Source organism: Anaerotignum sp. (assembly GCF_051877975.1).
GTDB lineage: Bacteria > Bacillota > Clostridia > Lachnospirales > Anaerotignaceae > Anaerotignum_A.
The window spans coordinates 24,259-37,142 of the sequence record NZ_JBJEJK010000053.1 but is presented as its reverse complement, the minus strand read 5'-3'; the positions used below and the strand labels follow the sequence as shown (position 1 = coordinate 37,142).

The window sequence follows — 12,884 nt, the reverse complement described above, 5'->3', positions numbered from 1 at the left end:
AATAAAGGCCCTTTCTCCGAAGAGAAAGGGTCTGTTTTATTAGAGGGAAATAGAGTTAGATATGCGCTGATTTATATTTATTCCTGATGATGTAGTTCATCCAAATCATTGACAGGGGGCTTCAAGCCATCAATGGTAATATTATTTTTCTGGGCATAATCCCACAGGGCAGCATGGAGCGCTTCCTCCGCCAAACAGGAACAGTGTACCTTTACAGGGGGCAGGCCATCCAAGGCTTCCATCACCGCTTTATTGGTTACCTCCAAGGCCTCCTGAATGGTTTTGCCTTTTACCAGTTCTGTCGCCATAGAACTGGTTGCTACCGCAGCGCCGCAGCCAAAGGTTTTAAACTTTGCATCGATGATCTTGCCATCTTCAATCTGCAGATATACCTTCATAATATCACCGCACTTCATATTGCCCACCTGGCCAACACCGCTGGCATTTTCAATTTCACCAACATTTCTGGGATTCATAAAATGATCCATTACTTTTTCACTGTATTCCATAAAAGGCTCCTCCTTCGTGTATCCTCGTTTTTTTATCTTTTCAAATCAAATTGTTTTTTATTTATTCGCCTTCATAGCATCTTCATAAACAGGAGACATATCTCTCAGTCTCTGAACAATACCAGGCAGTTTTTCCAGAATAAAATCTACCTCTTCTTCTGTATTGTCTCTGTCCATTGTCAGTCTCAGAGAACCATGGGCTGTTTCATGGGGCAGACCAATGGCCATCAGTACATGGGAAGGATCCAGAGAACCGGAAGTGCAGGCAGAACCGCTGGAAGCTGCGATACCCAGTGCATCCAACAGGAGCAGCAGGGATTCCCCTTCGATATAGGAGAAGGAAATATTGCAGTTGCCGGGCAGACGGTCTGTAGGATGACCATTCAAACGGCTGTAAGGGATATTTTCCAGAATACCTTTGATGAGCTTATCTCTCAGAGCAACCAACTTTGCAGTTGTTGCTTCCATTTCTGCCACTGCCAGTTCTGCAGCCTTACCGATACCTACGATACCAGGGATATTTTCTGTACCGGCACGCTGTTTCTTTTCCTGAGCACCGCCGAAAATCAGAGGTGTTACCTTTGTACCTTTTCTGATATAAAGGGCGCCGATGCCTTTGGGTGCCCCCAGCTTATGACCGCTCACGGAAAGCAGATCGATATGCATTGCTTCCACATCAATGGGGACATGGCCTACAGCCTGTACGGCATCTGTATGGAACAGTACACCATGCTTTCTGGCGATTTCGCCGATTTCTTTGATAGGCTGGATCGTACCAATCTCATTATTAGCAAACATTACAGAAATCAGAACTGTTTCAGGTCGAATTGCCTTTTCCAATTCTTCCAAAGAAATTTTACCGAATTCATCTACATTCAAATATGTTACTTCTACACCATGTTTTTCCAGATATTCTGCTGTATGCAGAATCGCATGATGCTCAATCTTTGTTGTGATGATATGATTGCCTTTGGAAGCATAAGCTTCTGCAACCCCTCTCAGGGCTGTATTATCGCTTTCAGAACCACCAGCTGTGAAATAAATTTCTTCCGGCTGCGCATTGATGGCTGCTGCCACCTGCGCTCTTGCATGTTCCAATGCTCGTTTACTTTCCTTTGCAACAGCATATACGCTGGATGCGTTGCCGTAGTGTTCTCTAAAATAAGGCAGGATCTCCTGCAGGACTTCTTCTCTGACAGGTGTTGTTGCCGCATTATCAAAATACATTTTCGTTTTCATATAAAATCTCCTCTCATACTCTTCTTATTTATATATCATAGTATTTTTATATGTTTTGTGTGAATTAAATGTATCATCTTTATCGACATATGTCAATAGAAAATTAAAATCTTTCCAAAATAATCCCCAAATTTTTTACTCCCTGAATAAAAACAGCATAAACTTCACATATCGAAAACTTTTTTCAAGTTTTTTTTTGCATCCGTGTCATTGTCTTTTCCCTTCAAATAATTACCCGTATAATGGGAAATAAGTTTTTGGGTACAAATTATACTTTTCCCGAAATCGGTTAGAATATAAAAAGTTTTCATCGCAAATCTTCTTTTCAGATCGATTGGTGAAGAAAATTTTTGGCAAAACGAGGTGGGACCTATGGAATTCAAAGATCGCTTAAAAGCACTGAGAAAAGAAAAAAAACTGACGCAGGTCAAACTGGGAGAAATGCTTAACTATGGTTACACGGCAATTGCGAACTATGAATCCGGGCGAAATCAACCTTCCATTCCTGATTTAAAAAAGATCGCTTCTATTTTCAATGTATCCATGGATTACCTGTTAGGTGTCAACGATATCCGCCATCCCTATGTCATTGATGATGAAACGGCAGAATTTAACGAATTTCGCCGTTATTATGCAATGCTGAATGATGATAGTAAAGATGAATTGATGCTATATATGCAGTTCTTAGTTGACAGACAGGCTCGAAGGAAAGGTCAAACAACCCTGAACTACGGAGAACCGGAAGTAAAAAGCACCGTCCTGAGAGTAGCACAAAAATCCGAAGAATATCGTTAAAAACCTTAAAAGACTATGGAAAAATTCCATAGTCTTTTTCTATTCATCGGATCACACCGCAGGCAATCTTCATGCCACTGTTTCCTGCAGGCTGTGTCACAAAATCATCCGGGTGCAGATGGATGACCATTGTCCTCCCGATCACCTCTTGCAGCTGGAATCGATCCGTCAATACTGCCATCCAAGCACTGCCATGATTGGAAAACAGCGGCGGCAAATCTCCTGCATGATAGGGGTGCAGACAATTTTTAGGATTATAATGCCCCTTTGTATCCGCAAAATCATCCCCGCCGCAGTCATTGCCTTCATGGATATGGAACCCAAATACACCGCCGCAGGGGTCTTGTTCCGGCAAGCCCTGGATATTAGCCACTACCAATACACCTTTCTCTGTCTGAAACAGCCTTACTTTCCCTTTCAGCTCCGGATAGGCTGCAGAGCCCTGCAATATTGCCGTTGCCATGGGCATTTCCTGCAATTCTTTCATCAATTCTTCTCTGCATGCTTCAAATGTAACCATAAGATCCCCCCTTTTCCACCATAGTATTCACACAACATTTTATGGTGATAACCCGAAATAAATCTGAAACCAAATCACGCTTCCCTTTGAAATAAAAAAGACTACGAAAAAATCGTAGTCTGAAATATATCCTTTTTCTTATTTTTCTGCAATCAATTCTCTTGCCGCTGCCAGCGTTGTTTCCGTCACATCGCTGCCGCCCATCAATCTTGCAACTTCCAGCACAGAGCCTTCCCCCTCCAGAGAAGTGACCTGTGTAACAGTTTCGCCATCCCCGCTTTCTTTTTCGATGAGGAAATGATGATCTGCCATGGCTGCGATCTGGGGCAAATGGGTGATACACAAAATCTGCCGCTTACTGCCCAAAAAGCGCATCTTTTCGCCAACCTTTCTGGCTGTTCTGCCGCTGACACCGGTATCGATCTCGTCAAAAATGAACGTACCGATTTCATCCCCATCCACCAGCACTGTTTTCAATGCCAGCATCACCCGGCTCATTTCCCCGCCGGAGGCGATTTTTGCCAAGGGTTTCAAATTTTCCCCCGCATTAGCAGAAATGAGAAATTCCACCTTATCCTTACCATCGGCCGCCCAATCGGCTTTTTCCTCAATTTGGATATAAAATCTGGCATCCTTCATCTCCATATCCTTTAAAGAAGCCTCAATCTGCCCTGCCACCTGCTCCGCAGTCGATTTCCGCAAAGCAGAAAGCTTCTCCGCCGTAGCCGCCAGTTTTTTCTGTTCTTTTTCCTTTTCCAGTGTCAGTTCAGCCACTTTTTCGCTGCTGTTGGAAAGAAAATCCAGCTCCTGCACCACTTTCTCATAAAAGGCCAATGCCGCTTCCACGCTTCCGCCATATTTTCGTTTTAATTTATAAATCAACTGCAGGCGTTCTTCCATTTCCTCCAGTGCCTCGGGATCATTTTCCTGTTTTTCCGCTTCCCGTTTCAATTCCCTTGCTGTATCCTCCACCGCCGCATAGGCATCTGCCAATGCATCCGCAAAGGATTGCAGGCCATTGTCATATCCTGCTGCCTCCTGCAGCTTTGCCAGGGCATCTCCCAGCTGATCACAGGCAGAGGGGATCATCTCTTTCCCGTCATAAAGGAGGGCAATACTTTCTCCTGTCAGGCGCATCAACTTTTCCATACTGCTCAAACGTTTTTTCTGCTCCAGCAATTCTTCTTCCTCGCCCAAACGCAGTTTCCCTGCCTCCAGTTCTTCCTTCTGGAATTGCAGGATATCCATCCGCTGCTCCCTCTGGGATTCATCCCCCAACAGAGATTGCAGCTGTTTTTCCAGCTCTTTCATGGCATGATAGCTAGTTTGATATGCCGTCAAAACCTCACCAAACCCTGCGCCGCAAAAACGATCCAGCAGGCGGATATGCTTGGAAGGGTTCAGAAGGGACTGATGCTCATGCTGTCCATAAATATCAATCAGGTCCTCGGCAATCTCTCTGAGCATACCTACAGTAACCGTAGAACCATTTACACGGCACACAGATTTTCCTGATTCGCTGAGGGTACGGGTAATCAGAACGGAACCATCTTCCTCCGGTTCAATGCCTTGTTCTTCCAATTTTTCCTGCAAAGCTGCTGACTGCATGACAAACAAGGCCTCCACCAAAGCCTGTTTTTCCCCATGGCGCAGAAAATCCTTTCCTGCTCTGCCGCCCAAAGCAAACTGCAGAGAATCGATGACCATAGATTTCCCTGCACCCGTTTCCCCCGTCAGGATATTCAGCCCCTCACCAAAGGATATCTCGCTTTCCTTGATGAGTGCTACATTTTTGATATGCAGATGTTCCAGCATAAAGCGTCCCCCCTTATCAATCAGGCGCTATGGATGATACGATACAGTTTTTCAATAATGACTGCTGCCTGATTATGGGTACGGACAACACAGAAAACCGTATCATCCCCAGCGATGGTGCCAAGGATTTCACTATTCTGCATATTATCCAGCGCAACAGCCACCGCCATGCCCATGCCGTCCAACGTTTTCACAACGATTATATTCTGGGCATAGTCCATCTTCAGCACCGCTTCCTTGAACACGCGGGTCAACCGTTCTGTCACCTCTGTATCATTGTTTGTTATCACCGCATATTTCTGACGGCCTTTTTCTGTGGCGATCTTTGTCAGCTTCATTTCACGAATATCACGGGAAACAGTAGCCTGCGTCACCATGAAGCCTTCTTCGCAAAGCTTCTGCGCCAGTTCATCCTGTGTTTCGATATCATAATTTTCAATCAGTTCCAAAATTTTTGCATGTCTGGCGATTTTCATCGCTGCAACCCTCCTTACTTTTTCTCAAAAAGAAAAAATCACTTGGATAATTTATGCCGCAATACGTCATAAAAACTCTGCGGTTTCGTCTTAATGATCGTTGTGCAGACTGGCGCTTTGCGAATCTGCACCACATTCTTGCCCATCAGCGTCTTGTTATCCTGTCCATCGGCACTGATGGTAAAAGGGGTATCCTCCCGGCTGGGGTTGATCTCCACCGTTACCACATCATCGGCAGAAACCACAATGGGCCTGCTAGTGAGGGTATGAGGAGAAATGGGCGTAATGGCAATGATCTGTGCATCTGCCTTCAACACCGGACCCCCAGCGGAAAGGTTATAAGCAGTGGAACCCGTAGGTGTGCAGATGATAACACCATCTGCCCGCAGGGTATCCACATATTCATCGTTAATAAAAACATTGAATTCCAATATCTTATACAGATTGCCACGGGTAATACAGATATCGTTCAGAGCGATCATTCCTGTTTCTCGCATATCTCCTTTTGCCATACTGCATTCCAGCATCATGCGCTTTTCCAATTTATAATTGCCGCTCAAAACCTTATCAATGGCCAGTTCTGCGTTATTTTTTTCTTCCGCCGTCAAAAAACCCAGCGTTCCCAAATTGATGCCCAGGATGGGCTTTTCAAAATTTGCCGTTCTTCTGCCGACCCCCAAAAGGGTACCATCGCCCCCCAGTGAAATCAGAAAATCACTATGTTCATAAAGTTCTTCTTCCTCCTTGGCATACTGGGGCAATTCTGCCAACGTTGCCACCCGCAGGGAAAGCTGCGGCTGACAGCCCTTTTCCAGCAGATAGTTCACCAATCTCTTTGTCACTGCCAGTCCTTTATCCTTCTCTACATTGGGCAAAATCGCTACTTTTTTCATCTTCTTCCCCCTCATTTCTCTCCGGAAAGGATTTTATGAGATTCTGTTACCACTTCTTCCAGTTTTTTCTGTACTTCCTCTTCTGTCATGCCCTTCTGGCTTTTATCCAGATAGATCAAATATTCAATATTGCCCTCGGGCCCTTTGATGGGAGAAAAGCTCAGGCCCAGAATGCCCAGATCCTGCGTCCGTACATAATTTGCGATCATTTCGATGACCTCTTTATGTACGTTGATATCCCGCACAACCCCCTTTTTGCCGACCTTTTCCCTGCCTGCTTCAAACTGGGGCTTGATCAGGCAGACCAACTGCCCTTTTTCGCTCAAAACACCTAAAACCGCAGGCAGCACCTTGGTCAGGGAAATAAAGGAAACATCAATGGAAGCAAAATCTCCTTCATCGGGCACCTGTTCATGGGTCACATAGCGTACGTTGGTCTTTTCCAGGCAAACGACTCTTTCATCATTCCGCAGCTTCCACGCAAACTGCCCATAGCCAACATCGATGGCATAGACCTTGGATGCGCCATTCTGCAGCATACAATCCGTAAAACCCCCTGTGGAAGCGCCGATATCCAAACAAATTTTCCCGTCCAATGAAATGTCAAATTCGTTTACCGCTTTTTCCAGCTTATAGCCGCCTCGGCTGACATATTTCATCTGGCTGCCTTTTACTTCCAAATTGGCATTCACAGGCACTTTTGTCCCTGCCTTATCTTCCTTCTGTCCGTCAACATAAACATTGCCCGCCATGATATAAGCCTTTGCCAGTTCTCTGGAGGCTGCCAGCCCCTGCTGTACCAACAAAACGTCTAATCTTTCTTTTTCCACCTTTTCTGCCATGGTCATTCTCCCAATCTTTTCTTTATGCTTTCATAAATGCCCGCAGCATCCAGCCCATATCGTTCAAAAAGCTGCGCCTGCGTGCCTTGTTCAATATATTTATCAGGGAAAGCCAGATTCAGGATATCCGCCTGAATACCGTTATCCCCATAGAATTCCATTATTTTAGAGCCAAAACCGCCCCTGCGGAGGTTATCCTCCACTGTCACGATATGCTCACAGGTTTCTGCTGCCTTTCGCAGCATTTCCTCATCCAACGGTTTGATGAAACGCATATTCACCAGCATCGGATGATATCCATCTGCCTCCAGCAGCTTTGCGGCATCTGCCGCCGCTTTCAGCATGTGCCCCTCTGCCAGAATAGCGATTTTTTCCCCTTCCTGTATCAGTTCCGCCTTGCCATATACAATCGGCTGTTTCTTTTCTGCGAAGGCTGTTTCTGCCGTTCCTCTGGGGTATCGCACCGCTATAGGGCCATCCCATTTGTTTACAGCAAATTCCAGCATTTCTTCCAGTTCCCAGCCATTCTTTGGAGAAAGGACGGTCATATTGGGGATATGGCTCAGGAAGGACAGGTCGAAGACGCCCTGATGTGTCTCCCCATCTGCGCCGACGATGCCTGCTCTGTCGATGGCAAATACCACATGAAGATTCTGCATACAAACATCATGGACGATTTGGTCATACGCCCGCTGCAAAAAAGAGGAATATACCGCAAATACAGGAATAATACCGCCCTTTGCCAAGCCTGCGGCAAAGGTGGTGCCATGCTGTTCCGCAATGGCCACATCAAAGAAGCGTTTTGGAAAGGCTCTCTGGAATTTTTCATAGCCTGTCCCACCGCTCATTGCCGCAGTGATACCGACCACCTTCGGATTCTTTTTGCCGATCTCCACCATTTTTTCTCCAAATACAGCAGACCAGCTCTTGCCACCCTTGGAAATGGGCAAGCCTGTTTTTAAATCAAAGGCACCAACGCCGTGATAATCCCAGGGGCGTTCCTCCGCATAGGGATATCCCTTGCCCTTGATCGTCTTTACATGAATCAGAACAGGACGATTCATTTCCCGCACATTCTGCAGCAGCTCGATCAGCTCCGGCAAATCGTGGCCATCCACAGGGCCTATGTATTTAAAGCCCAGCTGTTCAAACAGCGCACCGTGGGTAAACAGCATTTTTGCACCATCCCGGACATTTTTCAGCACCTGATAAGTGCCCTCACCAATGACAGGCACATTATCCCGAAACTGCTTTACCGCTTCCTTCCAGCCACGATACTGATAGCTGGTGCGGAGGTTATTTAAGTGTCTGCTCACAGCGCCCACATTCGTATCAATAGACATCTGATTGTCATTCAGAATCACGATCAAATTGGTCTGCTCTTTTCCGGCGTTGTTCAATGCTTCATAAGCCAGCCCACCCGTCATGGAACCATCCCCGATAACTGCAATCACATGCTCTTTTCCGCCCATCAGATCGCGGGCCTTTGCCAACCCCAATGCCGCTGAAATTGACGTAGAGCTATGGCCTGCCGCAAAGGCATCACAGGCACTTTCATTGGGTTTCGGAAAGCCGCTCAGCCCGTCCAGCTGGCGGAGATGATCGAAACCATCTTTCCGGCCGGTCAATATTTTATGGATATAAGCCTGATGGCCAACATCCCATACAATCTTATCCTTTGGCAGGTCGAAGCAATATTCCAAAGCCACCGTCAACTCTACCACGCCCAGATTGGACGCCAGATGCCCGCCGGTCTTAGAAACCTTCTGCAGCAAAAACTTACGCAGTTCCCTGCACAAAGCCGCCAGTTCTCCGTCATTTAGTTTTTTGATATCTTTCGTGGAATGAATTCGGTTTAAAATTCCGCCCACAATGTCACCAACTCTCTATTTCTTACAAATTCGTTAAAGCCAAAGCCCGATCACAATGCCCAGCAGTGCCCCGGCGGCAACCTCCAGAGGGGTATGTCCCAAAAGTTCCTTCAACTTATCCACATCGGGTATCTTGTGTTCCAAAATCAGCATATTCAAAATTTCCGCCTGCTTGCCTGCCGCTCTTCGGATCCCCTGGGCGTCATACATCGTCACAAAAGAAAAAATCATCGCAACGGCAAACAAAGGCGAATCGAACCCATAATATTTTCCAATGCTGAAAGAAAGGGCCATGGTAAAGGAAGAATGGGAACTGGGCATACCGCCTGTCCCCACGATGCGGGAAGCATCGAATTTTTTATCAACAATCAATGTCAGAATAATTTTTATCCCCTGTGCCGCCGCCCATGCAATGATGGCAGCCCAAAGGGGGATATTTTGCAGAATCGCATGAAAATGATACATACGCTCGCCTTCTTTCTGCTTATCTCAAAACCTTTTTAAACTGTTCAAAACGTCCTGGTTGTCAAATATTCCGTCAGCGCAGACAAAAATGCACAGCTTTCTCCCTGCTTTTTCCAAATCTCCATTGCCTCCTGGGAAAGCTTCGCCGCAATGTCACGGGATTTTTCGATGCCATAAAGAGTGACATAAGTGGTCTTGTGGTTCTTTTCATCACTATGGATGGGCTTCCCCAGTTCTTCCATGGTACTTGTCACATCCAGAATATCATCTAAAATCTGGAATGCGACGCCAATCTTTTCACCGGCCAAACCAAACTGCTCTGCCGTTTTCTGATCGGCACCGCCAATGATAGCGCCTGCCTCCAGTGCGCCGCGAATCATGGCCGCCGTCTTATGCAGATGGATAAAATCCAGCGTTTCCTTATCTAAGGGCTTCCCTTCAAAATACACATCCACCACTTGCCCCGTCAGCATGCCAAAAATACCTGCCCCATGGGCAATGGCCTTCATCGCACCTGTGGTCTGAGGGGTAGGATTTTTCAGACAGGCATCCGCCATGGTTTCCATGGCATGATGCAGCAGTCCATCCCCCGCCAAAATCGCCATATCCTCTCCGAATACCTTATGATTGGTCAGTCTGCCCCGGCGATAATCATCGTTATCCATGGCAGGCAGATCATCATGGATGAGGGAATAGGTATGAATCATTTCCAGCGCACAGGCAAAGGGCAACGCATCCTCTTTTTTGCCGCCCACCGCTTCACAGGCCGCCAGCAGCATCATCGGGCGCAGCCGTTTGCCCCCTGCCAGCAGGCTATAACGCATCGCTTCAAAAATCACAGGCGGAAACGCCTGCTGCTGGGGCAATGCTTTTTCCAATGCCCCTTCGATATATGCACATCTTTCTTTCAGTTCCTGTTTCAAATCCATCATTCTTCTGCCTCCTCCTGAAAAGGCTCTTCCTGCCAAAGTCCTGCTTCCTTTCTGAGAAGGACGATCTCACCTTCTGCTGCCGCCAGCTTTTCCCGGCACAGGGCAGAAAGTCCCAGCCCTTCTTTATAAAGGGCAACAGCCGTTTCCAGCGGTGCTTCCTCCTGTTCCAGCTGTTCTACGATCTCCTCCAAGCGTTCCATCGCTTCTTCAAAGGATAGTTTCTTTTTCGCCACGGGTAAACACCGCCTTTCCTGTTACCTCTGCCTGCAAAATGCCATCTTTCATCCGCACCTGCAAAGCTTGTCCCACTGCTGCCGCTTCTGCCGTCGTCACAGGCTTTCCTTTTTCATCCATCAGCATGGCATAGCCCCTTTGCATGATAGAAAAAGGAGAAACTGCCTGCAATCTTGATTCTGCCGCATTCAGTTTTTGTTTATCCTTCTCCAGCCTTTGCAGTGTTTCTCGCAGCAAAAGCCGTTCCTTTTCTTCCAAATATACTTGTGTCCGACGGATTCCCTCCAGGGGACGCTTCAAAACCGGACGTTCCTTCAAAAAATCCAGCCGCCGTTTGGAGGTGGTCAAAACCGCCTGCACATCTCTATGGAGGCGTTCTGTCAGCTCCGACAGATCCGCTTTAATGCTGTCCAAAGGCTCCGTTGCCAGTTCCGCCGCCGCAGAGGGAGTCGGTGCCCGCAAATCCGATACGAAATCCGCAATGGTGAAATCCGTTTCGTGGCCTACGGCGGAAATCACAGGCAGCTCCGAAGCAAAAATAGCCCGCACCACAATCTCTTCATTGAACGCCCACAAATCTTCCATAGAGCCGCCGCCGCGCCCCAATATGATAACATCTGCCTTTCCCCATTCATTTGCCAGCTTCAGGGAACGGACGATATCTGCCGCCGCAGATTCCCCTTGTACCAGCGTGGGAAATATGGCAAGCTTCACCCGAGGGTCTCTCCGCTTGGCAATCTGGATGATATCTCGCACCGCAGCACCTGTAGGAGAGGTAACAACAGCAATACAGCCCACATGTTCAGGAATCTCCCGTTTGAAATCTGCGTCAAACAACCCTTCCGCCGCCAGTTTTTCTTTCATCTGCTCGAAGGCGATCTGCAAGGCCCCCATGCCGATGGGCTCTAAAAATTCGCCATATAGCTGATACTGCCCTGTTTTCTCGTAAAGGGAAACATGTCCATACAGGATCACCTTCATGCCATTTTCCGGCAAAAAGGGAATCTGGCTGGCATCCTGCTTGAAAATGACACAGGAAATCGCTCCTTGGGCATCTTTCAGGGTGAAATACCAATGACCGCTGGAATGGGCCTTGAAATTGGAAATTTCCCCCTGCACCAGAAGGCTGTTCAATATAAAATCATTTTCCAGCAGATTTTTGATATATCGGTTGATCTGCCCTACCGTAAAGACCTTTGGTTCGATCATCGGGACACTCCCTTACCTTCATTTATGCCTGAGCCACCTTGCCCAACACGCCGTTGATAAAAGCAGGGGCTTCATCGGAACTGAATTTTTTCGCCAATTCCACCGCTTCATTGATGGCAACCCCAACGGGCGTTTCCGCAAATTTCATTTCATAAACAGCCAGGCGCAAAATCGCCAGGTCTACCTTATTCATCCGTTCCGGATCCCAGCCCTTTGCACTGGCAGCGATCAAGCCATCGATCTCTTCCATATGTTCATGTACCCCTTCTACCTCAGAAAGGATGAACGCTTTTTCGCCTTCTTCCACAGGCTCTTCTTTTTCCGTAAAGAAAATTTCCTTCACCTGTTCAAACTCCGCCTCTTCACTGAAATCCATCTGAAACAACAGAAAAAACGCATTCTTTCTTGCACTTCTTCGGCTCATAACATACCTCCGTATTTTCTGCATTGAAACGCACAGAACGGGTTTCATCGGCATAAGCCATGAAACCCGCTGCATACACTTTCGCCGCTTATTCTTCTTCCTCAGCTTTTTCTTCTTTTTCTTTCACAACGCCGGAAACGCAAACATTGACAACCGCCACATTCAGCCCCGTCATGGTCTCCACTGTGGATTTGACTTTTTCCTGCACTTCCTTCGCCACATCCTGCACTTTCGCGCCAAATTTTACGATAATATCCATATCCAGCACAGCTTCATTTTCATCTTTTGTAATCTTCACACATTTTGTGTGTCCTTTTTTGCCCAAAAATTCCACAAAGCTTTTGCTGCTGCCGCCGGCCACAACGCCTTCTACTTCCAGCGCCGCAGTAACAGCGATCACGCCGATGACATCATCCGCGATCTGGATCTGTCCATTCATTTTATTTTCAGACATATTCCCTACCTCCTGTTTTTAGTTTTATTCATGATTTTGTATGAAATCTAATATACTCTGAGAAAAATTCCAAACAATTTCTTTTCTTACGCATAATTATGTCCTTAATTATATCAGATAATTACCCCTTTTGCAATGAATATACACAAAATCATGCATAAATTCATATGCAGAAAAAAGCGGAAAGAATCCCTGTTCTTTCCGCT

The 12,884-nt window shown here is 46.7% G+C and carries 15 protein-coding genes; 1 reads left to right on the top strand and 14 read right to left on the bottom strand.

Annotated features, from left to right (window positions below; genetic code table 11):
* Positions 1-77: 77 nt before the first annotated feature.
* Together nifU and nifS are read right to left on the bottom strand one after the other, a co-directional pair.
* Positions 78-509: a Fe-S cluster assembly scaffold protein NifU gene (nifU, locus tag ACI39P_RS08070; protein ID WP_439720150.1), complete on the bottom strand. Its 432-nt coding sequence runs from the start codon at positions 507-509 to the stop codon at positions 78-80.
* A 57-nt stretch (positions 510-566) separates the two neighbouring features.
* Positions 567-1,748, bottom strand: a complete 1,182-nt coding sequence (gene nifS, locus ACI39P_RS08065; RefSeq protein WP_439720149.1) for a cysteine desulfurase NifS — start codon at positions 1,746-1,748, stop codon at positions 567-569.
* 372 nt (positions 1,749-2,120) lie between these two features.
* On the opposite strand from nifS, the gene ACI39P_RS08060 reads away from it, so the two are divergent.
* Positions 2,121-2,543: a helix-turn-helix domain-containing protein gene (locus ACI39P_RS08060; protein ID WP_439720148.1), complete on the top strand. Its 423-nt coding sequence runs from the start codon at positions 2,121-2,123 to the stop codon at positions 2,541-2,543.
* 43 nt (positions 2,544-2,586) lie between these two features.
* On the opposite strand, the gene ACI39P_RS08055 is transcribed toward ACI39P_RS08060, so the two are convergent.
* The 12 genes from ACI39P_RS08055 to ACI39P_RS08000 form a co-directional block, all read right to left on the bottom strand.
* A complete protein-coding gene (locus ACI39P_RS08055) occupies positions 2,587-3,063 on the bottom strand; it encodes a superoxide dismutase family protein (protein ID WP_439720147.1) in 477 nt (158 codons plus the stop codon).
* 138 nt (positions 3,064-3,201) lie between these two features.
* The gene (gene recN, locus ACI39P_RS08050) at positions 3,202-4,878 is read right to left on the bottom strand and encodes a DNA repair protein RecN (RefSeq protein WP_439720146.1); all 1,677 of its coding nucleotides are present in this window, start codon (positions 4,876-4,878) and stop codon (positions 3,202-3,204) included.
* A gap of 20 nt (positions 4,879-4,898) precedes the next feature.
* Positions 4,899-5,354, bottom strand: a complete 456-nt coding sequence (argR, locus tag ACI39P_RS08045) for an arginine repressor (protein ID WP_439720145.1) — start codon at positions 5,352-5,354, stop codon at positions 4,899-4,901.
* 38 nt (positions 5,355-5,392) lie between these two features.
* Entirely contained in the window at positions 5,393-6,247 is an 855-nt protein-coding gene (locus tag ACI39P_RS08040; protein WP_439720144.1) for an NAD(+)/NADH kinase, read from the bottom strand.
* Positions 6,248-6,258: 11 nt separating this feature from the next.
* Positions 6,259-7,077: a TlyA family rRNA (cytidine-2'-O)-methyltransferase gene (locus tag ACI39P_RS08035; protein WP_439720152.1), complete on the bottom strand. Its 819-nt coding sequence runs from the start codon at positions 7,075-7,077 to the stop codon at positions 6,259-6,261.
* Positions 7,078-7,091: 14 nt separating this feature from the next.
* Positions 7,092-8,951: a 1-deoxy-D-xylulose-5-phosphate synthase gene (gene dxs, locus ACI39P_RS08030; RefSeq protein ID WP_439720151.1), complete on the bottom strand. Its 1,860-nt coding sequence runs from the start codon at positions 8,949-8,951 to the stop codon at positions 7,092-7,094.
* Positions 8,952-8,993: 42 nt separating this feature from the next.
* A complete protein-coding gene (locus ACI39P_RS08025; protein ID WP_439720143.1) occupies positions 8,994-9,425 on the bottom strand; it encodes a divergent PAP2 family protein in 432 nt (143 codons plus the stop codon).
* Positions 9,426-9,469: 44 nt separating this feature from the next.
* Positions 9,470-10,357, bottom strand: a complete 888-nt coding sequence (locus ACI39P_RS08020; RefSeq protein WP_439720142.1) for a farnesyl diphosphate synthase — start codon at positions 10,355-10,357, stop codon at positions 9,470-9,472.
* Positions 10,354-10,590: an exodeoxyribonuclease VII small subunit gene (gene xseB / locus ACI39P_RS08015; protein WP_439720141.1), complete on the bottom strand. Its 237-nt coding sequence runs from the start codon at positions 10,588-10,590 to the stop codon at positions 10,354-10,356. Before xseB ends, ACI39P_RS08020 begins: the two co-directional genes overlap by 4 nt.
* Positions 10,565-11,800 carry an exodeoxyribonuclease VII large subunit gene (xseA, locus tag ACI39P_RS08010; RefSeq protein ID WP_439720140.1) on the bottom strand — a complete coding sequence of 412 codons (1,236 nt, stop codon included), beginning with the start codon at positions 11,798-11,800 and terminating at the stop codon, positions 10,565-10,567. Before xseA ends, xseB begins: the two co-directional genes overlap by 26 nt.
* Before the next feature lie 22 nt (positions 11,801-11,822).
* A complete protein-coding gene (nusB, locus tag ACI39P_RS08005; RefSeq protein ID WP_439720139.1) occupies positions 11,823-12,224 on the bottom strand; it encodes a transcription antitermination factor NusB in 402 nt (133 codons plus the stop codon).
* A gap of 88 nt (positions 12,225-12,312) precedes the next feature.
* A complete protein-coding gene (locus ACI39P_RS08000) occupies positions 12,313-12,678 on the bottom strand; it encodes an Asp23/Gls24 family envelope stress response protein (protein WP_439720138.1) in 366 nt (121 codons plus the stop codon).
* Positions 12,679-12,884 lie beyond the last annotated feature (206 nt).

Coding starts and splice junctions, on each gene's coding strand:
- nifU (WP_439720150.1), bottom strand. CDS start 509: ATGGAATACAGTGAAAAAGTAATGGATCATTTTATGAATCCCAGAAAT.
- nifS (WP_439720149.1), bottom strand. CDS start 1,748: ATGAAAACGAAAATGTATTTTGATAATGCGGCAACAACACCTGTCAGA.
- ACI39P_RS08060 (WP_439720148.1), top strand. CDS start 2,121: ATGGAATTCAAAGATCGCTTAAAAGCACTGAGAAAAGAAAAAAAACTG.
- ACI39P_RS08055 (WP_439720147.1), bottom strand. CDS start 3,063: ATGGTTACATTTGAAGCATGCAGAGAAGAATTGATGAAAGAATTGCAG.
- recN (WP_439720146.1), bottom strand. CDS start 4,878: ATGCTGGAACATCTGCATATCAAAAATGTAGCACTCATCAAGGAAAGC.
- argR (WP_439720145.1), bottom strand. CDS start 5,354: ATGAAAATCGCCAGACATGCAAAAATTTTGGAACTGATTGAAAATTAT.
- ACI39P_RS08040 (WP_439720144.1), bottom strand. CDS start 6,247: ATGAAAAAAGTAGCGATTTTGCCCAATGTAGAGAAGGATAAAGGACTG.
- ACI39P_RS08025 (WP_439720143.1), bottom strand. CDS start 9,425: ATGTATCATTTTCATGCGATTCTGCAAAATATCCCCCTTTGGGCTGCC.
- ACI39P_RS08020 (WP_439720142.1), bottom strand. CDS start 10,357: ATGATGGATTTGAAACAGGAACTGAAAGAAAGATGTGCATATATCGAA.
- xseA (WP_439720140.1), bottom strand. CDS start 11,800: ATGATCGAACCAAAGGTCTTTACGGTAGGGCAGATCAACCGATATATC.
- nusB (WP_439720139.1), bottom strand. CDS start 12,224: ATGAGCCGAAGAAGTGCAAGAAAGAATGCGTTTTTTCTGTTGTTTCAG.
- ACI39P_RS08000 (WP_439720138.1), bottom strand. CDS start 12,678: ATGTCTGAAAATAAAATGAATGGACAGATCCAGATCGCGGATGATGTC.